Source organism: Rhizobium sp. ARZ01 (genome assembly GCF_014851675.1).
Classification (GTDB): Bacteria; Pseudomonadota; Alphaproteobacteria; order Rhizobiales; family Rhizobiaceae; genus Mycoplana.
The window spans coordinates 286,234-307,178 of the sequence record NZ_JACVAE010000001.1 but is presented as its reverse complement, the minus strand read 5'-3'; the positions used below and the strand labels follow the sequence as shown (position 1 = coordinate 307,178).

The following is a 20,945-nucleotide window of genomic DNA, read 5'->3' as shown; positions in this document are numbered from 1 at the left end:
TTCGAATATGGCGAAATTCGCCCGCTGCGACGCTTCCGGTCCAAATGGATGCCGGGAAACTGGCTGCCGATCAAGTCCCGACAAAACACCATCCCCGGATTCGGATTTCGAACGCGGCAATGAACACAACCTGCGCGGGATATAAATCCAATCTTAATCTAAGCTTCCTAACGTGCGGGCTGACGTTAGGGGATGGCGTTGCGGGCCGGGCATATAGCACACAGAATCAAGACCTTTGCCGATTGGGCCAGACCGTCCCTCTTTCCGGCCGCAATCGCGGCGACCGTAATATTCGTCGCCGGTTACGCCTACGAGAAGCAGAATGAACGCCTGAACCGAAGCGCGCTGCATGCGCGTGTCGCTACGGAGTTGAGTCTGATCGGCGCGCGGATCGAGGGCGAAATCAACAGGAACGTGACTGCACTGCAAGGGGTTGCGAACCTGTTCGCAACCGCACCGGAACAGGCGACGGCCGAATTCGACCTTTTTGCCCGTAAATTGCTCGTGCAGAATGTTCAGTTTCGCCGTATCTCCGTCGCGCCAGGCGGGGTCGTCGCTCAGACTTTTCCGCTCCGGGGAAACGAGCGATACAACGGTACCGACCTCAATCGCTTCAGTTCGTTTCGCATTGCGACAGAGAAGGACCGGGCCTTCGGCCGACCGGTCATGCTCGGCCCGGTGCAACTGCCCGACGGCAACAGTGGCTTCACGCTGTTCATGCCCGTGCTTGGCACCGACGCGGGGCCTTTTGCTTTCTGGGGCTTCGTCGAAGGCGTTATCGATGAGCGCAGGCTTTATTCCGAAGCCGGGCTGTCCGGTCAGGCAAACGGCGCCCGGCTCGAGCGATGGAGCGGCGGCACGAGCCTGAAGCTCTCGATCCGCAACGTCAGTGTTGACGACGACAGTCCGGAGCCATTTTTCGGCGATAGCAAGATATTCGACAGTGCGCCCGTCCTGCGCATGGTCAATTTCCCGGGCGGTTCCTGGGAGCTCGCCGCCGTGCCCACAAGTGGCTGGCTAGCACCATCGGACAGCCAGGCACAGATCCGCCTTGCCACTGTCGGTGTCGCCCTTATCATCATTCTCCCGATCTTTCTCGCCGGTGGCCTTGTTGGAGAGCGACAGAGGCATATCGCCGGCCTGAAGGCACGCGAGACACAGATCCGTTCGCTCTCGCAACGGCTCGACCTGGCATTGGAAGCGTCCAAGACCGGAATTTGGGAGATCGCACTTTCCGACCGCAGACGAGAGTGGGATCGCCAGATGCACCTCCTGCACGGCCTCCCCGAGGCGCAGGCAGCCAACGAAGAGCTGTGGCGGGCAGCTGTGCACCCCGAAGACCTCACGGCTGCTGAGGCAGCCATCGCAACCGCCATCGAAGGTCAGTCCGGCTACTGGTCACAATATCGCATCGTCCCGCCGGACGGTAGCATTCGCCACATCCGCAGCGTCGGCTCGCGCCTGACGATCGGCGGCGATGAAAAACTCACGGGCATAAGCTGGGACGTTACCGAAGACGTGCTCCTCAACGAGCGGCTGAAGACAGCCAAGGAGCAGTCCGACCGGCAGAAGGAAGCGTTGATCAAAATCACCCAGCGCCTGGACATGGCGCTCGGCGCCTACCAGTGCGGCCTCTGGGAGGCGGATCTCGATGAAGGGCTGACGCTCTGGGACGACCGCATGCACCAACTCTATGGTGTTCCCAGCACCGGCAAACGCGTCACCCACGAGACCTGGCTGAATGCGCTTCATCCCGACGACCGTGCGGAAGCCGAAACACAAGCGACCGAGAGCATCCATGCGGGAACGCCCTACCTGCGCAAGTCCCGCGTCGTGCACCCTGACGGAGCGATCCGGCATATCCAGTCGGTTGGCAAGTTTCACGTCGAAACGGACGGAAGGCGGAAATTTGTCGGCCTTGCCTTCGATATCACCGACGACGTGCTGATGACCGAGCAATTGAAGCACGCCAAGAAACTCGCTGATGCAAGGAACATCGAACTCGAGCAGGCCAAGGACCGCATCGAGTACAATTCCCTCCACGATCCGTTGACGGGCCTCGGCAACCGGCGAAAACTGGACGGCCATCTGGACGCATTGGCCGAGCGCAGCAAGTCCGAGACCATCGGCATCGGCATACTCCATATCGATCTCGACCGGTTCAAGCAGATCAACGACACGCTCGGCCACGCGGCCGGCGATGCGCTTCTTGTCCATGCCGCGCAAATCCTGCGCTCATCCATCAATGAGGGCGATCTGGTCGCCCGCATCGGCGGCGACGAGTTCGTTGTGGTTACCGACCGTGACGACCAGGCGCACCTTTCGACTTTGTCGCAACGCGTCATCGGCCTGATGCGCCAGCCTGTCGACTACAACGGCCACATGTGCCGCTTCGGCGTGAGCATCGGCGTGGCTGTCGCCAACGGCCGCGCGCTCGACACCCGCAAGCTGCTCGTCAATGCCGATATCGCGCTGTACCGAGCCAAGGGCCTTGGGCGCAACCGGCACGAATTCTTCAATTCGATTCTTGAGGCCGAGATCGTCAACAGCAAGCGAATTGCCGACGACATCCTGAGCGGCATCGAAAACAACGAGTTCATCCCCCACTACCAGCCGCAAATCTGTGCACGCACGCTGGAGCTTGCCGGCGCCGAAGCCCTGATCCGCTGGCGTCATCCGCAGGACGGACTTCTAAAGCCTGACCGGTTCCTGAAGATCGCCGAGGACCTGAACGTCATGGCGACACTGGACCGGGTGATGCTTGAAAAAGCGCTGATTGACTGCAGTCGGTGGGCTGCTAAGGGCATCCTCATGCCGAAGATCTCGGTCAATGTCTCGGCTCGACGGCTGCGCGACGAAACGCTTGTCGACAGCCTGACCGGATTGTCGATCATGCCGGGCCAGATCTCTTTCGAACTCGTGGAATCCATCTTCCTCGATGAGACCGACGATGTGGTGCTGAAAAATATCGAACGCATCAAGGAACTGGGCATCGACATCGAGATCGACGATTTCGGGACCGGGCACACCTCGATTGTCAGCTTGCTGAAACTGCGGCCGAAGCGGCTGAAAATCGACCGCCAGCTGGTGGCGCCGATCCTGACCTCGCGCCATGAGCAGGCGTTGGTGCGCTCGATCATCGATATCGGCAAGTCGCTCGGCATCGCAATCGTCGCCGAGGGTGTGGAGACGATGGCGCATGCGGAGATGCTGAGCGCGCTGGGGTGCGATCTTCTGCAGGGCTTTGCATTCGCCAAGCCACTGCCGGGCAAGGATTTCCAGGCCTACGCACTCGAACGTGGCTGGAAAGCGGTGTCCTAGCGGCGCGTGTAGACATCTTCCATTTGCCCGGGACTTTCCCCATCAAAAAGGCTTCAACTTTGCGGCAATCGGCTCTATGAGTGCCGCAACAGGAAGGACCGGATCGCGGCGCAGGCCTGCGCCCCGATCTCGAGCGCTTCGGGCAGGATTTCATGTCGCACAACACTTTCGGCCATCTTTTCCGCGTGACCACCTGGGGCGAGAGCCATGGCCCGGCGCTTGGCTGTGTCGTTGACGGTTGCCCTCCCGGTCTCCGCTTCAAGCTTGAGGAGATCCAGGCCTGGCTTGACAAGCGAAAGCCGGGCCAGTCGCGCTTCGTCACCCAACGCCGCGAGGACGATCTGGTCCGCGTGCTTTCCGGTGTGATGCCGGACGAGGACGGCGAGACGATGATCACCACCGGTACGCCGATCTCGATGATGATCGAGAACACCGACCAGCGCTCGAAGGACTATTCCGAGATCGCCAAGCGCTACCGTCCCGGCCATGCCGACTACACCTACGACGTCAAGTACGGCATCCGCGACTATCGCGGCGGCGGCCGCTCCTCCGCGCGCGAGACTGCCGCACGGGTCGCAGCCGGCGGCATCGCGCGCAAGGTCGTACCCGGTATGACCGTCCGCGCCGCATTGGTGCAGATCGGCAAGCACAAGATCAACCGCGCCAACTGGGACTGGAGCGTTGTCGATACCAACCCGTTCTTTGCCCCCGATCCAGAGATCGTGCCGGTCTGGGAAGAATATCTGGACGGCATCCGCAAGGCTGGTTCCTCGATCGGGGCCGTCGTCGAGGTGGTGGCTGATGGCGTTCCCGCCGGCATCGGCGCGCCGATCTACGGTAAGCTCGATCAGGACATTGCGGCCAATCTCATGTCGATTAACGCCGTCAAGGGCGTCGAGATCGGCAACGGCTTCGGCGCAGCCGAGATCACCGGCGAGGAGAACGCGGACGAGATGCGTATCGGCCCCGATGGAAAGCCGATTTTTCTGTCGAACCATGCCGGCGGCATTCTAGGCGGCATTGCCACCGGCCAGCCGGTGGTGGCCCGTTTTGCCATCAAGCCCACTTCGTCGATTTTGACCGAGCGCCGCTCGATTGACAGCGACGGCAATGAGGTGGACGTGCGCACCAAGGGCCGGCACGACCCGTGCGTCGGCATCCGGGCGGTACCGATCGGCGAGGCCATGGTTGCCTGCGCGATCGCCGATCATTATCTGCGAGACCGCGGCCAGACCGGCCGGAAGTAGTCGCACCACGACTTAGGAGAAATAAGATGTCCTTTGACCAGAAGCGCGTTGTCGATGCGATCCGGGCTTTCGAAGCCGGCGAGATCGTCGTGGTCACCGACGATGACGGGCGCGAGAATGAGGGCGACCTGATCGTTGCTGCGGTTCACTGCACGCCGGAAAAGATGGCCTTCATCGTACGCCATACATCCGGCATCGTCTGCACGCCCATGCCGCGCGAGGAGGCCAAGCGCCTGAACCTCAGCGCAATGGTGGCGGACAACGATTCGGCGCACACCACCGCGTTCACGGTTTCGGTCGACTTCAAGCACGGCACGACCACCGGCATCTCCGCCGAGGACCGGACGCTGACCGTGCGCAATCTCGCCAATCCCAACATCGGCCCGGCAGACTTTGTCCGTCCCGGCCACATCTTCCCGCTCGTTGCGCGCGAAGGCGGCGTGCTGATGCGCTCCGGTCATACGGAAGCCGCCGTAGACCTCTGCAAGCTTGCGAGCCTTCCGCCGGTCGGCGTCATCTGCGAGCTCGTCAACGACGACGGCACCGTGACGCGCGGGCCGCAGGTCGCGGAGTTTGCCGAGAAACACGGCCTGAAGCAGGTTTCGGTGGCCGATCTCATTGCCTACCGCCAGCGCAAGGAAACGCTGATCGAACAAGGCTCGACCTTCGACATCGACACGCCCTTCGGCAAGGCAAAGGCGACCACCTATTCGCTGCCCTGGGACCCGATGCAACATATGGCAGTCGTCTTCGGCGACATCCGCGACGGTATCGACATTCCGGTACGGCTGCACCTTGAAAACGTCGGAGAAGACGTTTTCGGCAAGGACCGGCAGATGGAGTCGATCATGAAACGCATCGCCGAACATGGCCGCGGCGTGATCGTCTATCTGCGTGAAGGCTCGGTCGGCGTCGGTGTTTCCCGGACGGCGCGCAAGGGCAATCACGATCGCGAAGGGCACAGCGAGGCCAGGGCACGCGAGAACGAATGGCTGGAAATCGGCCTGGGCGCGCAGATCCTCAAGGACCTTGGCATCACCTCCATCCGGCTCATGGCGTCCCGTGAGCGTCACTATGTCGGGCTTGAGGGGTTCGGCATCCGCATCGCGGCGACGGATATCTGCTAATCAGTACGCCGGCCATCCGGCCTTGAATTTTAGTCCGCCCTGAAACATAAATCCTGCATGAAGCAGGACAAACCGTTGCGCCTGGTGATGCATATCGGTCCCCACAAGACCGCAACCACCTATATGCAGGCGAACTTCCATCACGATGCCGATCGGCTGCTGGAGCGGGGATGGCTCTATCCGTCGATCGGCGAGCGTGTCGGCATCGCCCACCACGATCTGTCCGATCATGGGAGCCAGTTTTTAAAGCGCGAAGGCGCGGCCTATTCCGACTTTGTCAAGGTTTTGCAGAGGGCCGATCGGGAAGGTCTCAACATCTTACTTTCGTCCGAGGGATTTCGGCGCTGGAAGGAGATGCATTTCGAGGTGATTGCAGAGCTCATCGGCAATCGCTCCCTACACGTGGTCTACACGCTGCGCGACCCGCTCGACACGGTCTATTCCCTTTGGGCGCAGAAGGCGGGCATGGGCTCGGCGCCGAGCCTGCCGGTATGGATGGAAAGGCCGTTGCGAAGCCCGCTCCGTAGCGCCTACATGAATCCATTGAAGGAGATCCAGCCGGTGCTGTCGATGCCGGGCGTCGACTACAAGGTTCTGCACTACGAGGAGATCCGCAAGCAAAAGCTCGACATCTATGCCTACTTTCTTCAGATCGCACTCGACATCCACGACCTCAAGGCGACGAAGCCATCGGCCAACGAGCGATTGCCAATCGAGATGACGGAATTCATCCGGCTGCTGGCGAAGGAGAGCGGTTTTCCGACCGGACGGTCGAACAGCCGCAATGCGCTCCATATCGGCCAGGTGATGCGCTATCTGTTCACACCGGAGGAAAAGACACGGATCATCGAGACGATCGCCGGAACCGCGCTTTCGGCTTGCCGGACGCTGACCCTGCCGCGGCAGTCCGAAAGCTTTTTGACCGTCGAGAAGCAACTGTTGAGCGCATTGCGGGAGCACATGTATCCACAGCCGGTGGGCGACCAGCTTTTTGCACGGCACGCCGCGGAGTTCGTCTATTACGACGAGGAAGAACTGCTCAAAATTCCGGCAGTGCAGCTACTGCTGCAATCGGCCCTGAAAAAGACTCGCAAGACCTATCCGCCCCTCGCCGCCATGAACATCGGCAAGCGCATGCTGGTCAATTTTCGCAAGATCAGAAAACGGGTCGCGTTCTGAGCCCGATCCAAGACTGACCGAGAGCCGTCACTCTCCCCGCCAGCCGTCGAGATAGCGGATTTCCTCGACACCGGTGAAGCGCGCCAGGCGGGACAGTTCTGCATCAAGGCGTTCCATCCGGCCTGTCGAAGGCTTCACCCCCGGTTCGAGCCAGAGTTTCCTGACCACGAGTTCACCGGCCTTGCGGTCCGCCTTCATATCGATGCGTCCGATCAGACGATCGCCTTCCAGCAAGGGAAAGACGTAGTAGCCGTATTGCCGCTTCGGCTCGGGAACGAAGACTTCGATGCGGTAGAAGAATCCGAACAGCCGTTCCGTCCGATTGCGATCCCGGATAAGCGGATCGAATGGCGAAAGCACGCGCAGGCGGGCTGGCGGTTCGGGTGCATCGTCGCGCGTTTCCGAGAAGTCGGCGAAGGCATGGCAGGCACGCGGTTTGCCGCCATCGGCCGGCTCGATGAGGATCGGCCGGAGCTCGTTTCGATGCGCCTCGACCCAGGCCTTGGCCTCGTCCGGTGAAACCAGGTCCCAGAATGCGGCAATCTCGCCGTGGGTCGCAAAACCAAGCCGCGTCAACGCACTCCGGCAGGCCCAATCGACGAAGGCGTAAGGATCCACCTCAGGCTCATGGTGCTGGCTGGGAACCACCCGCTCGGAGAGGTCATAGACCTTCTGAAAATTCTCGCGCCGTGCAATCGCCACCTTGCCGGTGCGCCAGAGATACTCGAGCGCTGTCTTGTTCGGATGCCAGTTCCACCAGCCGCCGGATTCGTGGTCGTCGGACTTCAGTTCGCGCGACAGCACCGCTCCGCCCTTTGCGATCCTCTCATAGGTCTCCTCGAAGCTCGTGTCGAACCCCTCCCCCTGCCAACGGCGCCAGCGCTCGAGGATGCGGTCGTTCTCCCGCCGGAACTTGTGCTTCCAGTAGCGGTAGAACAAGCTCGGGATGATCGAGGCGTCGTGCGTCCAGTTCTCGAACAGTTCGCCGTCCTTCTCCAGCAGAACGGCGAGGTGCTCGCGGCGGTAGGTCTGGTTGCGGGAAAAGAGGATCTGGTGATGGGCACGCTCGACGGTGGCGATACTGTCGACCTGCACGAAGCCGATGTTATGGATCAGCTGCAAGAGGCCGTCCTTGCCAAGCAGGCGGCCGGGTGGTGCGCACAGCCCCTGCTTTGCGAGAAAGATGCGGCGAGCATCGGCGTTCTTGATCAGATTCGTCATACGCCATGATAGGCATATATTCCCACATCTTCCAACCCGGTTTCCTTTGCCGGGCTAACTGGATATAGGACCGCCACGCCATCTGCCCGGGAGTTCCCATTGGATATCGTTTTCAGCGACGCTTCGGTCAGCTTCGCCGGAAGGCCCGCGCTTCATCCCTTGTCGCTGACGCTCTCCGAACGCCGCGTCGGCATCATCGGGCTCAACGGCTCCGGGAAGACGACCTTTGCGCGGATGATCAACGGGCTGGTGCGGCCGACAACCGGCCGGGTAAGCGTCGGCGGGCTGGACACGGTGAAGGACGAGGAGGCCGCACGCGGGCGCGCCGGCTTCATCTTCCAGAACCCGCAGCACCAGATGATCCTGCCGGTGCTGGCCGAGGATATCGCCTTCGGCCTTAAGAACCGCGGGTTGGCGAAGGACGAAATATCGAGGCGGACAGAAGCGGTGCTGGAGCGCTTCGGCATCGCGCATCTGGCCAAGCGCCGTGTACACGAGCTTTCCGGCGGTGAGACCCAGCTTGCAGCCATCGCCAGCGTGCTCGTGACTGGACCCGACGTCCTCATCCTCGATGAGCCGACCAACCAGCTGGACCTGAAGAACCGTGAACTGATCGAGCGCACGATCGCAGGGCTTCCCGAGCAGGCGATCGTGATCACGCACGACCTGCCGCTGCTGGATGGTTTCGACCGGGTGCTCCTGTTCCACCAGGGCCGGCTTGCCGCCGACACAGCGCCAGCCGAAGCGATCCGCATCTACAGGGAGATCGCTACGTGCTGACCGGCCTCGACATCGAAGGCGATACGCTGCTGCACCGCGCATCAGCCCGGACGAAACTCATTTCCTTGTTCGCTGCGGCGGTCGGCCTGTTTCTCCTTTCCAGCCCATGGGTGCTGGCCGGACCCGCAATCGTTGCCGCCGGACTTTATGCCTCAACGGGGATCGGACCTCGCGAAGCATTTCGCCGCGTGCGCTTCGTGCTGTTCACGGTGTTGCTCGTGGCGCTGGCGAACTACCTCTTCCATTCGCTCACCGATGCGCTTTCCGTGCTGTTCCGGCTGAGCGCGCTTGTGCTCTTTGCCGCGGCCGTTACCGCGACCACGACGGTCTCCGCCTTCATGGACGAGATCACGCGGCTGTTGCTCCCGCTCGAGCGCTTCGGCTTCGTGCGCGCGGCCGACGTCAGCCTGGCCGTCGGGTTGGTGCTGCGTTTCGCCCCTGAGATAATGGCGCGCTATGCCGACATTCGCGAGGCGCATCGGGCGCGCGGTCTGCGGGTGCGTCCCTTGGGCATTCTCGTGCCGCTGATCATCCTGACGCTCAAGGACGCCGACACGGTCGCCATGGCAATTGACGCTCGCGGATTTCGGCGGCAATAACCGCAAATTAGCGGCTTGCGGTTCGCAAATTCTGACGCATGTCGCCCACGAGACCCCACGCCTGCCGGCAACTGACTACGATCTTCGGCAGGCTCAACACATCGTCGGGAAGGCTTGCATGACCACCAGAGATATCGTCCTCGTCGCCCTGTTTGCAGCCATCATCATCGTGCTCGGCATGTTGCCGCCGATCACGCTCGGCTTCATTCCCGTCCCCATAACGGCACAGTCCCTCGGGGTCATGCTGGCCGGCTGCATTCTCGGCGCCAAACGAGGTGCGAGCGCTTGCCTGCTCGTCGTTCTCCTGGTGGCGATCGGCCTTCCGGTGCTCTCGGGCGGTCGCGGCGGGCTTGCCGTCTTCGCCGGACCGACGGCAGGCTATCTCGTCGGCTGGGTTGCCGGCGCCTACGTTACAGGCCTGATTGCCGAGCGGCTCGTGCGTGAGGGGCAGCCCGAACTACCGCAGTTCCTCGGCTTTCTCGTCGCGGCGATCGTCGGCGGCATCGGTGTCGTCTATCTGTTCGGTATTGCCTGGCTTTCCTATATGAGCGGCAAGGCCTTCGTCGAAATCACGCTCGCCTCGCTCGTCTTCATCCCGGGCGACCTGATCAAGGCCTTTGTGGCGATGCTGGCCGGACGCGCCGTGCTTGCCGGCTACCCGTTGCTGCCAGCCCGTAGCTGACGCTGCGTCGCTGGCGGGAACCCGCAGGTGTCCGCCTACTCCCATTTGTGCTGTTGTTGAAAAGCACGCGGGGCAGCCCCATTTCCCGTGGACCACACTCTGTACAGAGAGTAGCCTCCGGCCATGACGACGCTCCTCTTCGAAAGCCCGATTTTTCTCGAGCACAAGACCCCCGAGGGGCACCCCGAGCGGCCTGACCGATTGCGGGCGCTGAACCTTGCACTGGAGCACGAGCGCTTCCAGCCGCTCGTCCGCAAGGCGGCTGAGAAGGCAAACGAAGACTTCGTTCTCCTTGCCCATCCGGAATCCCATTTGCGCGCCGTGATGAAGGAGATTCCTGAAGAGGGTATCAACCAGTTCGAGGGCGACACCTATGCCAGCCCTGCCAGCCTCCAGGCGGCCCTGACCGCAATCGGCGGCGCGGTCGCGGCGGTCGACGCGGTCTTCTCCGGGGAGGCCGACAATGCCTTCATCGCCGCCAGGCCCCCTGGGCACCATGCCGAGAAGTCCAAGGCGATGGGCTTCTGCTTCTTCAACACGGCCGCCATTGCCGCACGCCACGCGCAAAAAATGCACAGCGCCGAGCGCGTCGCCATCGTCGACTGGGACGTGCATCATGGAAACGGGACGCAGGACATTTTCTGGGACGATCCTTCCGTGCTCTTCTGTTCGACGCACCAGATGCCGCTCTACCCCGGCACCGGGGCAAAGGACGACGTCGGCGTCGGCAACATCGTCAACGCACCGCTTTCGCCCGAGACCGGTAGTGATCATTTCCGCGAGGCCTTCAGGAGCCGCGTGCTGCCAAGGCTCGCCGATTTCCGCCCGGACTTCATCGTGATTTCGGCGGGATTTGACGCCCATCACCGCGATCCGCTCGCGCAACTTCACCTTGTCGCCGACGATTTCGATTGGGCGACGGCGAAATTGATGGATATCGCCGAGCGATCCGCATCACACAGAGTGGTCAGTCTTCTAGAAGGCGGCTACGACCTGCAAGGGCTTGCCGAATCGGCCGCCCTGCACATCCACCGGCTTATGAGAGGCTGACCATGACCACATCGACGACTACTGCTGATGTCTCCGGGCTTTCCTTCGAGCAGGCCGTGGAGGAGCTTGAAAAGATCGTAGCTGCGCTGGAGCGCGGCGACGTGCCGCTCGACAAGTCGATCGAAATCTACGAGCGCGGCGAATCCCTAAAGAAGCACTGCGAGAAGCTGCTGAACGCTGCCGAGAATCGAATCGAGAAGATCCGCCTTGATCGCGCGGGTAACCCGCAAGGCGTCGAGCCACTCGATAACGGTTAAGGCGCCAAGGCCCACAGCTGTTGACGGGTCACACAATCGTGACCGCGCGTCATCACACCTCCCCCACGCTGACTTTCGGTTCGCCCCGGCCACGTAAAACGGCTGGGGTTTGAACATTTGGGGGACCTTTCAGATTTGTGAACTGCCCCCGCCTCCCTGCACGTTTTGACCCGGCAAATTTGCATGGGCCAGTATTTGGGAGTTGCAAATTTCGATAGACCGGATCAAGTGCACCCACATAAGGAGCACCCTCAATAAATGGGTGCGCCTTACCCGCGTGTGCCTGACTGAACTGGCGCACGCTCCGATAGCAATACCGCGGCGAGACGCGATGAAGGAAAATGCAGAGGACTTTCAACCGGTCACAGGATCTCCTCCCCCCCCTGACGCACCATACAAACCCACCTCCCCTTCAAGCGTTTTCAAACCATTCGGCTCGCCCCCCAATACTTACATGCAGGCCCCACATGCTGAACCATCACCAGTCTACCGAACGTCATCACCCCGCTCGTGGCGGGAGCCGCGAAATCCTTGATCGTGTTGGCGACAAGTGGTCGCTGTCAGTCATCGAGACGCTGAACGACGGCCCCTTGCGCTTCAATGAACTCAAGAAGCAGGTCGCAGGCATTTCGCAGCGCATGTTGACGCTGACGCTCCGCCATCTGGAACGCGACGGTCTCGTCACGCGCACGATGTTTGCGACGATCCCGCCGCGCGTCGACTACGAGCTGACGCCGCTCGGCTTCAAGCTCCTGAAGCCGGTGGCGGAACTGGTCGACTGGGTTCGGGAAAACAGCGAGGAAATCGAGGCCGCGCAGAAGACCTTCGACCAACAGGCAACCACGCCAGTACCAATGCCCTGAACGCTGTGTTCACGTGGCAGGCCGGATCAACCCTTGCCACGGCCACCGGCCTCTTGTTCACTGTGAGCCACACGCGTGAAACGGAGTGCGCAACATGAGCTTTTTCCCCGGACCGGACCCAGTCGCAGGCGACTCTGCCGCCTGCGACGCCTTGGAGAACCTGATCATTCCGAGAACGAGTGATCTCGGCGGCTTCGAAGTGCGCCGGGCGCTGCCGACCGCTAAACGCCGCCTTGTCGGTCCCTTCATCTTCTTCGACCGAATGGGGCCAGCGCTGTTCAGGGCCGGTCAGGCGATCGATGTGCGGCCCCATCCGCACATCGGTCTTTCCACCGTGACCTATCTTTTCGACGGTGAGATCAAGCACCGCGACAGCTTGGGCACCGAAATGGTCATTCGCCCCGGCGATCTTAACCTGATGACCGCAGGACGCGGCATCGTGCACTCGGAACGTTCGCCGGAGAACGTTCGCGGCCATCCGCACAGCCTTTCGGGCCTTCAGACCTGGCTGGCGCTTCCAGACGGAAAGGAAGAGGTCGATCCAGCCTTCGTTCACACGACACGCGACGAGTTGCCCGCCTTTTCTTCGGACGGCGTGACAGGACGCGTCATCATTGGTCACTACGAGGGCCATCGCTCTTCGGTGGCAGTACCAACCGACACCCTCTACACGGATTTGATGCTCGCCCCGGGCGCCAGCGCACCCCTGGCTGCCGACTGGGAGGAGCGCGCAGTCTACGTTCTCTCAGGCGAACTCGATGTGGCCGGGGATGTCTTCGAGGCCGACCGCCTGTTGGTGTTCCGTCCCGGCGACACCATTACACTCAAAGCCGGCGCACAGGGCTGTCACGTGGCGTTATTCGGGGGTGCGGCTCTCGGCTCGAAGCGCTATATCTGGTGGAACTTTGTCTCCTCGTCGAAGGAGCGAATCGAACAGGCCAAACAGGAGTGGCGCACCGGCAGCTTCGATATCGTACCGGGCGATGAGGAAGAATTCATTCCGTTGCCGGAGAGCTGACGGCGCAATGCCCCGACAAAGCCTTCTTGTCGTTTCAGAAGCGGCAAATGCGGCGTTGGGTGCGGTTTCCTTGTCGGGAAATAGCATCTAATCTGGCGCGAAGGTTGCAAAGCGCCGCCGCATCGGCAATGACAGGCAGAACAGGACCATCGGCAAGGGCCCCGGCACAGGCCTGGCCGGCCGACGATCCGCAAAAGGGCATCGAGAGTGAAACAATTGCCAGCCACCCCCCTGCTCGATCAGGTGAATATCCCGGCAGATCTGAAGAAGGTGGACGATCGCGACTTGCCGCAGCTCGCCGCTGAGCTGCGCAGCGAGATGATCGATGCCGTGTCCAGCACCGGCGGCCATCTCGGCGCGGGCCTTGGGGTGGTCGAGCTCACCATCGCCATCCACAAAGTGTTCGACACGCCGAATGACCGGCTGATCTTCGACGTCGGCCATCAGTGTTACCCGCACAAGATCCTGACCGGGCGTCGCGACCGGATCCGGACGTTGCGCCAGGAAGACGGTCTTTCGGGCTTCACCCGCCGGGCGGAGAGCGAGTACGATCCCTTTGGTGCGGCGCACTCCTCGACGTCGATCTCCGCCGGCCTCGGCATGGCGGTTGCGTCGGAGCTTTCGGGTGCCGATCGCAACGTGATCGCGGTTATCGGCGACGGCGCGCTTTCGGCCGGCATGGCCTATGAGGCGCTCAACAATGCTGGCGCGCTCGATGCCCGCCTCATCGTCATTCTCAACGACAACGACATGTCGATCGCCCCGCCGACCGGCGCCATGAGCGCCTATCTGGCGCGGCTTGCCTCCGGCCGCACCTACATGGGCTTCCGCGAGCTCGGCAAGAAGATGACGGCCTACCTCGGCAAGTCGGTCGACCGCGCCATCACCCGCGCCGTTGAACACGCGCGCGGCTACGTCACTGGCGGCACGCTGTTCGAAGAGATGGGCTTTTACCATATCGGCCCGATCGACGGTCATTCCTTCGAACACCTGCTGCCAGTGCTGCGTAACGTCCGCGACAATGCCAAGGGTCCGGTGCTGATCCACGTGGTGACGCAGAAGGGCAAGGGCTATCCCCCGGCGGAAGCAGCGGCCGACAAGTATCACGGCGTCAACAAATTCGACGTCATCACCGGCGCGCAGGCGAAGGCGAAGCCGAACGCCCCCTCCTATACGGCGGTTTTCGCCGATGCGCTGATCCAGGAAGCGGGCTTCGACGACAAGATCGTCGGCATCACCGCCGCCATGCCGAACGGCACCGGACTGGACAAGTTCGGCGGGATCTATCCCACGCGCCTCTTCGATGTCGGCATCGCCGAACAGCATGCCGTGACCTTTGCCGCCGGCCTTGCGGCAGAAGGCTACAAGCCTTTCGCAGCCCTTTATTCGACTTTCCTGCAGCGCGCCTACGACCAGGTGGTGCACGATGTGGCGATCCAGGGGCTGCCTGTTCGTTTCCCGATCGACCGCGCCGGTTTTGTCGGTGCCGACGGCCCGACGCATGCGGGTTCGTTCGACACGACCTATCTCGCTTCGCTTCCCGGTTTCGTCGTGATGGCCGCTGCCGACGAGGCGGAACTGAAGCATATGGTCCGCACGGCCGCGGCCTATGACGAAGGTCCGATCTCGTTCCGCTTTCCACGCGGCGAGGGCGTCGGCGTCGATATGCCTGCGCGCGGCGAAATCCTGGAGATCGGCAAGGGCCGGATCGTCAAGCAGGGATCCAAGGTGGCACTGCTCTCCTTTGGAACGCGACTTTCCGAATGTCTGCTCGCCGCCGAGGACCTCGATGCCGCTGGCCTTTCCACCACCGTTGCCGATGCGCGCTTCGCAAAGCCGCTCGACCACGATCTGATCCGCCAGCTTGCCCGCCATCACGAGGTGCTGGTGACGATCGAGGAAGGCGCAGTCGGCGGGTTTGCCAGCCACGTCCTGCAGTTCCTCGCCGTCGAAGGCCTGCTGGAAACCGGTCTGAAGGTTCGGCCCATGGTGTTGCCGGACACCTGGATGGAGCAGGCCAAGCCGGAGAGCATGTATGCCAAGGCAGGGCTCGATCGTGCCGGCATCGTATCGACCGTTTTCAAGGCCCTCGGCCAGAAGGACATCGGCGTCGGCGTCGCGGGCTGACTTTTTTCGTTCGGCCGGCGCGTGCAACGCTTGCCTCGTTGGCCGCGGCACGCCATGAGAGGCCATGAGCGAAAAACCCGCCACATCCCTTCGCCTCGACCAGCTTCTGGTGGCGCGCGGCCTGTTCGACAGCCGATCGCGCGCCCGTGACGCGATCGACCGCGGCACCGTCTGCGTCGACGGCAAGGTGGTAACAAAGGCAGGCGCGACCTTCGGCCCGGACGCCAAGATCGAACTTGATGACCCAGCGCGTGCCTATGTCTCGCGCGCGGCGCTGAAGCTGGCTGCAGCACTCGACCACTTCAACCTCGATCCGGCCGGACTGGACTGTCTCGACATAGGGGCCTCCACCGGCGGCTTCACCGAGGTGCTGCTGCAGCGCGGCGCCCATCATGTCGTCGCCGTCGACGTTGGCCACGACCAGATGCATCCGCGCATCGCACAGGATGCGCGCGTTACCAATCTCGAAGGGCTGAATGCCCGCGCGCTGTCGGCGGCTGATGTCGGCGACAGGGCCATCAGTTGCGTGGTTTCGGATGTATCCTTCATCTCGCTAAAGCTGGCGCTGCCGCCCGCGCTCTCGTTCGCAGCCCCCGGTGCATTCTGTGTACTGCTCGTCAAGCCGCAATTCGAGGCGGGGCGCGAGGCGATCGGCAAGGGCGGCCTCCTCAAGGATCCCGCATCGGGGCCGGAGGTCGCAGCAACGCTCGAGCGTTGGCTCATCGAGGACATGGGCTGGCGCAGTCTCGGCATCATCCCCTCCCCCATTGCCGGCGGCGATGGCAACCAGGAATATCTTCTCGCAGGACGGAAATCATGAGCACCGAAACGGTCACCATCAACAGGCTCGGCAGCGGCGGTGACGGGATTGTCACCGGCACGGACGGCCCCGTCTACGTGCCCTTCACACTGCCCGGTGAAACCGTCGCGATCGCGCGGGTGAAGAACCATGGGACGGTGATGTCCACCTCCGTCGCTTCGCCCGAGCGGATAGCCCCGGCCTGCCACCATTTCGGCCCGGACGGCAAGAACGGTGCCTGCGGCGGCTGTTCACTGCAGCACGCAGGCGACACGCTCTATCACGCCTTCAAGCGCGGCCTTGTGGTCGATGCCCTCAAGGCCAAGGGTTTGACGGCCGATGTGGCGCCGCTCGTCATCGCCCGCCCGGGCGAACGGCGACGCATGGTCTTCACCGCGCGCAAGACCGAAAAGGGCATGCTGCTCGGCTTCAACCAGGCATCGAGCCATCACATCGTCGACATCGACGAATGTCCGATCAGCAGCCCGGGTATCGTCTCGCGCCTGGAGGCAATACGGGCCGTGGCCGCGGCGCTTGCGACCGACAGCCAAGGCTTCCGCCTGACCGTTCTCGAAACGCTCTCGGGTCTCGACCTCGCCTTCGAAGGCATCCGCAAGATCGGCGACAAGCAGCGGCGCGCGGTGACGGAATGCGTGCTTTCCCTTCGCGGCATCGCCCGCGTCAGCCACGATGGCGAGATCCTGATCGAGCCGCAGAAGCCGCAAATTGACTTCGGCGGTGTGCTGGTCTCGCCGCCCGCCGGCGGCTTTGTCCAGGCGACGAAACAGGCCGAAGAAGCGATGGCGGCCCTCGTCCTCGACCACCTCGACAAGGCAAAGCGCGTTGCCGATCTCTTTTCCGGATCGGGCACGTTTGCGCTGCGGATCGCGCGCGGTGCCCGCGTCCACGCCGTGGAGGGGGACGAGAAGGCTATAAAGGCGCTGGACCATGCAGCCCGGCACGCGCAAGGGCTGAAACCTGTGACGATCGAGAAACGCGACCTGTTCCGCCGTCCGCTGATGGCTTCCGAGCTGAAAGTGTTCGACGCCGTCGTCTTCGACCCGCCGCGCGCCGGCGCGGAGGACCAATGTCGCGAGCTTGCCCGCTCCGGCGTGAAGAAAATCGCCGCCGTTTCCTGCAATCCGGTTACTCTCGCGCGCGACCTGTCGATCCTCGTCGCTGCCGGCTACCGCATCACGCGCGTGACGCCGATCGACCAGTTCCTCTGGTCATCGCATGTCGAGGCGGTGGCGACACTGGAGAAGTAGACGGAACGCTGCGACCGATCTACCTGCGGTGGCAGCGAGACAGCCGATCAGGCGATGGCAACGATCTCAAGCTCTTGCGCGCCGACACTGGCGACATCGCCGATCGTCTTGCCCATGAGAATCCGTGCCACTGGCGATACGTAGGAAATCGAACCAGCCTTCGGATCGGCTTCGTCCTCGCCCACGATGCGATACGTCTGCACGCGGCCATCGTCACGGGTGAACGTCACCGTGCTTCCGAACGCAACAGTCTCGGTCGACGTCGGGTCCGGGACGAGTTGGGCCGTTCGCACCCTCTCAGCGAAATAGCGCAGATCGCGCAAGGGGCCGGCCGCTTGTCGCCGCCGTTCGTTCACGTCGTCAATGATGTTGGCCGCATTGTAGGCTTCACGCGCTTGTTGAAGCTGCAGTTCCAGAGCCTTCAATCCCGCTTCCGTGACGAGGTTCGGGTGCGGCGAAACCGGCCGGTCGGGCAACAGCGTTTCGGCAGCGGTTTCAGCACTCTCTTCCTTGACGAAGGCAACACTCAATCTCTCGAACTCCGTATGGACGCGGCACGCTCCGGCAGCAAGTGGATCTACGGCCGCAACCTTTGTCAAAACCTAGGATCGGATGACAATAGACGAACCGGCGCATTTGCTCCATGGGCGGCCACGCCCAGCCGGTTACTTCTTCGCCATGAAGGCTTCGAAGGCGGCGCGGGCTTCGTCGCTGCGCAGCCGAACGGCGAAATGATGCGCCTCCTCATCGATCCGCCCGGCGATCTCTTCGCGGTTGCCGCGCATGAGTTCTCGGGCGGTGCGCAGTGCTTCCGGCGGCTTGGCGGCAAGGTGCCTTGCGATCTCCATGGCCTCCGTCTCGACCGCATCGACGACTTTCCAGATCAGTCCGGCCGCGCGCGCCTCCTCAGCCGAGAAGCCCTCGCCGGCGACAAGCAGGGCAAAGGCGCGCTGGTGGCCCATCAGCCGCGGCGCGATCAGGCTGGAGGCGGCTTCCGGCACGAGCGCGAGATCGACGAACGGGGTCTTGAACAGCGATCGGGGCGAGGCAACGGTCATGTCGCAATGCAGGTGGATCGTCGTGCCGACGCCGATCGCGAGCCCGTCGACACCGGAAACGAGCGGCTTGGTATGGGCAGCAAGCGCATGCAGGAAATCGACAACCTCCCGGCCCATTGTTCCGCCCATGGCAAAGGCAAGGAAGTCGGCCATGTCGTTGCCGGCAGAAAAGCAGCCTTCCGAACCGAGCAGCACTGTCGCCCGGACAGCCGGGTCAACATCGGCGCTACGCAGCGCATCGGTCATCGCCTGGTACATTGCCCGCGTGATGGCGTTCTTTTTCTCCGGCCGATTGAAGCGGATGACCTGCACGCCGGGCGCAGAGTCAGGACGTTCGATAAGAATGTGGTCGGTCATGGCTTTTGCGTTCCCGTCGTCGGATGTTCGTGAAAATGAAACCACCGTTGCTCAACGGCGAATAGACATTGCGTAATTTTACGGATCAGTAGCCCCTCCCGACATAGGGAGGGGCATTCCATCTTCATCCAAGCACCGCACGTGCTGCAGCGAGGCTCGCCGCGCCGTTCACAACGCGATCCTTCAATGCCGCGGTTTCGGCGATGAGGTTTTCCGCGGCGAAACGGCAAAGGGCGACGCGCTCGGCGTTGCGACCGTCGCCCGCCTCGGCCAGCGCTCCCTTAGCGAGATAGGCGCCGGTCAGGACGAGGCCAAAGAGGCGTTGGTAGGGCGTCGCCCCGGCCAAGGCTTCCGCCTGACGTCCATCAGCCAGCGCCGCGCCCAGCCAATCGGTGGCCTCCCGGAGATCGGCGATGCTGGCCTCCAGCCGGGAAGCCGTCTCACCGAAATCCCGATCGTTCGAACCGCGCACCGCACGCGCAATCGCTTTCAATTCGCCGATGAAGCCCCTCACCTGGGCGCCGTTCGAAAGCGGCAGTTTGCGGGTGACGAGGTCGATTGCCTGGATACCGTTCGTACCCTCGTAGATCGGCGCAATGCGCGCGTCACGGTAAAGGCGCGCGGCCCCCGTCTCCTCGATGAAACCCATGCCGCCGTGAACCTGGACGCCGAGGGAGGCGACGTCGACACCGGCATCGGTGGAAAAGCTCTTGGCGATTGGCGTCAGCAGGCTTGCCCGCTCCGCCCAGTGTCGTGCTTCGTCGCCATCCGTCGCATGGGACATGTCGATCGCATGCGCGCAGGCATAGGCAATGGCGCGGGCTCCCTGCGTCAGCGCCTTCATCGTCAAGAGCATGCGGGCCACGTCGGGGTGCGCGATGATCGGGCTCATGCCCGAACCCTGCCAGCCGGGTGCCTTGCCCTGGGTGCGCTCTTTCGCATAGGCGATCGCCTTCTGGGTTGCCGCCTCGGCGATCGCGACCCCCTGCATGCCGACGGCAAGCCGCGCGTTGTTCATCATCGTGAACATGCAGGCGAGGCCTTTGTTTTCTTCTCCGATGAGCCAGCCGATCGCACCCGCCTCGCTACCGAAGCGACCGTCGCCATAGATCATCGTGCAGGTGGGCGAGCCGTGAATGCCGAGCTTGTGCTCGAGCGAGTGACAGAACACGTCGTTGCGCGCACCGAGGGAACCGTCGGCATTGACGATGAACTTCGGTACGAGGAACAGGGAAATGCCGCGCGTTCCGGCCGGGGCATCCGGCAGGCGCGCCAATACGAGATGGACGATGTTGTCGGTGAAATCGTGCTCGCCGTAGGTGATGAAGATCTTCTGGCCGAAGATGCGATAGGTGCCATCGCCGCGTCGCTCGGCGCGGGTCTTCATGACGCCCAGGTCCGAGCCGGCATGCGGCTCGGTGAGGTTCATCGAGCCCATCCACTCGCCGGAAACCATCTTCGGCAGGTAGGTCTTCTTCAATGTGTTCGATCCGTGCGCCGACAGGGCCTCGATGGCGCCGATCGTCAGCGTGGGGCCCAGGGCGAACGCCATGGATCCCCCGTTCCACATCTCCATCGTCGCGACATGGAGCATGTGAGGCAGTCCCTGCCCGCCGAATTCGCTCTCCGCGGTCAGCGAGTTCCAGCCGCCTTCCGCCCAAGCCTTGTAGAGTGCGGGCCAGCCTTCCGGTGTCTTGACCTCAGCATCCTTCAGCGTGGCACCTTGGCGATCGCCGATCTCGGCCAGCGGAGCGACCTCTTCACCGGCAAATCGTCCAGCTTCCTGAAGAATGGCATCGACGAGATCGCCGGACAGGTCACCGAGCCGGCCTTCATTCAATGCCCTATCGAGGCCGGCGACGTGGCGCAGCGTGAACGCGATCTCCTCGACTGGAGCCTTGTACATGATGGTTCTCCTCAGATTCGTCCTGCACCGGTGCGCCGGTAGAATGGCTACCGAAGTGGGAAGGTGCAATGCGCGGCAGGTTATTT

Annotated in this window: 18 protein-coding genes; 14 read left to right on the top strand and 4 right to left on the bottom strand. The window is 62.6% G+C overall.

Translation table 11 applies throughout. The features are described from left to right. Window positions 1–198: 198 nt before the first annotated feature. The 4 genes from IB238_RS01375 to IB238_RS01360 all read left to right on the top strand — a co-directional run bounded on the left by IB238_RS01375 (window position 199) and on the right by IB238_RS01360 (window position 6,874). Entirely contained in the window at window positions 199–3,321 is a 3,123-nt protein-coding gene (locus IB238_RS01375) for an EAL domain-containing protein (protein WP_192242769.1), read from the top strand. 152 nt (window positions 3,322–3,473) lie between these two features. Next, window positions 3,474–4,568, top strand: a complete 1,095-nt coding sequence (gene aroC / locus IB238_RS01370) for a chorismate synthase (RefSeq protein WP_192247253.1) — start codon at window positions 3,474–3,476, stop codon at window positions 4,566–4,568. A gap of 26 nt (window positions 4,569–4,594) precedes the next feature. Next, window positions 4,595–5,695, top strand: coding sequence for a 3,4-dihydroxy-2-butanone-4-phosphate synthase (ribB, locus tag IB238_RS01365; protein WP_192242766.1), 1,101 nt, complete (start codon window positions 4,595–4,597; stop codon window positions 5,693–5,695). Between the two features lie 57 nt (window positions 5,696–5,752). Beyond that, window positions 5,753–6,874 (top strand): hypothetical protein, encoded by a 1,122-nt coding sequence (locus IB238_RS01360; protein WP_192242763.1) that lies wholly within the window; start codon window positions 5,753–5,755, stop codon window positions 6,872–6,874. A gap of 27 nt (window positions 6,875–6,901) precedes the next feature. Here IB238_RS01360 and IB238_RS01355 read toward each other — a convergent pair whose 3' ends face one another. Next, a complete protein-coding gene (locus tag IB238_RS01355; RefSeq protein ID WP_192242760.1) occupies window positions 6,902–8,095 on the bottom strand; it encodes a winged helix-turn-helix domain-containing protein in 1,194 nt (397 codons plus the stop codon). A gap of 99 nt (window positions 8,096–8,194) precedes the next feature. Between IB238_RS01355 and IB238_RS01350 the strand changes: the two genes are divergently transcribed. From IB238_RS01350 to IB238_RS01305, 10 genes are all read left to right on the top strand, one after another. Beyond that, window positions 8,195–8,875 carry an ABC transporter ATP-binding protein gene (locus tag IB238_RS01350; RefSeq protein WP_192242757.1) on the top strand — a complete coding sequence of 227 codons (681 nt, stop codon included), beginning with the start codon at window positions 8,195–8,197 and terminating at the stop codon, window positions 8,873–8,875. Continuing rightward, window positions 8,869–9,474, top strand: coding sequence for an energy-coupling factor transporter transmembrane protein EcfT (locus IB238_RS01345; RefSeq protein ID WP_192242754.1), 606 nt, complete (start codon window positions 8,869–8,871; stop codon window positions 9,472–9,474). The genes IB238_RS01350 and IB238_RS01345 overlap by 7 nt, the downstream gene beginning before the upstream one ends. Window positions 9,475–9,592: 118 nt before the next feature. Next, window positions 9,593–10,156, top strand: a complete 564-nt coding sequence (locus IB238_RS01340) for a biotin transporter BioY (RefSeq protein WP_192242750.1) — start codon at window positions 9,593–9,595, stop codon at window positions 10,154–10,156. Window positions 10,157–10,279: 123 nt separating this feature from the next. Continuing rightward, window positions 10,280–11,206, top strand: coding sequence for a histone deacetylase family protein (locus IB238_RS01335; RefSeq protein WP_192242747.1), 927 nt, complete (start codon window positions 10,280–10,282; stop codon window positions 11,204–11,206). Between the two features lie 2 nt (window positions 11,207–11,208). Continuing rightward, complete coding sequence (locus tag IB238_RS01330) at window positions 11,209–11,463, top strand: exodeoxyribonuclease VII small subunit (protein WP_192242744.1); 255 nt, start codon at window positions 11,209–11,211, stop codon at window positions 11,461–11,463. 467 nt (window positions 11,464–11,930) lie between these two features. Further along, window positions 11,931–12,326: a helix-turn-helix domain-containing protein gene (locus IB238_RS01325; RefSeq protein ID WP_192242741.1), complete on the top strand. Its 396-nt coding sequence runs from the start codon at window positions 11,931–11,933 to the stop codon at window positions 12,324–12,326. A 94-nt stretch (window positions 12,327–12,420) separates the two neighbouring features. Continuing rightward, window positions 12,421–13,344 (top strand): pirin family protein, encoded by a 924-nt coding sequence (locus IB238_RS01320; protein WP_192242738.1) that lies wholly within the window; start codon window positions 12,421–12,423, stop codon window positions 13,342–13,344. A gap of 207 nt (window positions 13,345–13,551) precedes the next feature. Further along, a complete protein-coding gene (dxs, locus tag IB238_RS01315; protein WP_192242735.1) occupies window positions 13,552–15,471 on the top strand; it encodes a 1-deoxy-D-xylulose-5-phosphate synthase in 1,920 nt (639 codons plus the stop codon). Between the two features lie 64 nt (window positions 15,472–15,535). Next, window positions 15,536–16,291 (top strand): TlyA family RNA methyltransferase, encoded by a 756-nt coding sequence (locus IB238_RS01310; RefSeq protein ID WP_192242732.1) that lies wholly within the window; start codon window positions 15,536–15,538, stop codon window positions 16,289–16,291. Continuing rightward, a complete protein-coding gene (locus tag IB238_RS01305; RefSeq protein WP_192242729.1) occupies window positions 16,288–17,538 on the top strand; it encodes a class I SAM-dependent RNA methyltransferase in 1,251 nt (416 codons plus the stop codon). Before IB238_RS01310 ends, IB238_RS01305 begins: the two co-directional genes overlap by 4 nt. A 47-nt stretch (window positions 17,539–17,585) precedes the next feature. On the opposite strand, the gene greA is transcribed toward IB238_RS01305, so the two are convergent. The 3 genes from greA to IB238_RS01290 all read right to left on the bottom strand — a co-directional run bounded on the left by greA (window position 17,586) and on the right by IB238_RS01290 (window position 20,859). After that, window positions 17,586–18,068, bottom strand: a complete 483-nt coding sequence (gene greA, locus IB238_RS01300) for a transcription elongation factor GreA (protein ID WP_192242726.1) — start codon at window positions 18,066–18,068, stop codon at window positions 17,586–17,588. Window positions 18,069–18,203: 135 nt separating this feature from the next. Beyond that, complete coding sequence (locus IB238_RS01295) at window positions 18,204–18,953, bottom strand: crotonase/enoyl-CoA hydratase family protein (protein ID WP_192242723.1); 750 nt, start codon at window positions 18,951–18,953, stop codon at window positions 18,204–18,206. Between the two features lie 124 nt (window positions 18,954–19,077). Continuing rightward, window positions 19,078–20,859 (bottom strand): acyl-CoA dehydrogenase, encoded by a 1,782-nt coding sequence (locus IB238_RS01290; protein WP_192242721.1) that lies wholly within the window; start codon window positions 20,857–20,859, stop codon window positions 19,078–19,080. Between the last annotated feature and the right edge of the window lie 86 nt (window positions 20,860–20,945).

Coding starts and splice junctions, on each gene's coding strand:
- aroC (WP_192247253.1), top strand. CDS start 3,474: ATGTCGCACAACACTTTCGGCCATCTTTTCCGCGTGACCACCTGGGGC.
- ribB (WP_192242766.1), top strand. CDS start 4,595: ATGTCCTTTGACCAGAAGCGCGTTGTCGATGCGATCCGGGCTTTCGAA.
- IB238_RS01360 (WP_192242763.1), top strand. CDS start 5,753: ATGAAGCAGGACAAACCGTTGCGCCTGGTGATGCATATCGGTCCCCAC.
- IB238_RS01355 (WP_192242760.1), bottom strand. CDS start 8,095: ATGACGAATCTGATCAAGAACGCCGATGCTCGCCGCATCTTTCTCGCA.
- IB238_RS01340 (WP_192242750.1), top strand. CDS start 9,593: ATGACCACCAGAGATATCGTCCTCGTCGCCCTGTTTGCAGCCATCATC.
- IB238_RS01335 (WP_192242747.1), top strand. CDS start 10,280: ATGACGACGCTCCTCTTCGAAAGCCCGATTTTTCTCGAGCACAAGACC.
- IB238_RS01330 (WP_192242744.1), top strand. CDS start 11,209: ATGACCACATCGACGACTACTGCTGATGTCTCCGGGCTTTCCTTCGAG.
- IB238_RS01325 (WP_192242741.1), top strand. CDS start 11,931: ATGCTGAACCATCACCAGTCTACCGAACGTCATCACCCCGCTCGTGGC.
- IB238_RS01320 (WP_192242738.1), top strand. CDS start 12,421: ATGAGCTTTTTCCCCGGACCGGACCCAGTCGCAGGCGACTCTGCCGCC.
- IB238_RS01310 (WP_192242732.1), top strand. CDS start 15,536: ATGAGCGAAAAACCCGCCACATCCCTTCGCCTCGACCAGCTTCTGGTG.
- IB238_RS01305 (WP_192242729.1), top strand. CDS start 16,288: ATGAGCACCGAAACGGTCACCATCAACAGGCTCGGCAGCGGCGGTGAC.
- IB238_RS01295 (WP_192242723.1), bottom strand. CDS start 18,953: ATGACCGACCACATTCTTATCGAACGTCCTGACTCTGCGCCCGGCGTG.
- IB238_RS01290 (WP_192242721.1), bottom strand. CDS start 20,859: ATGTACAAGGCTCCAGTCGAGGAGATCGCGTTCACGCTGCGCCACGTC.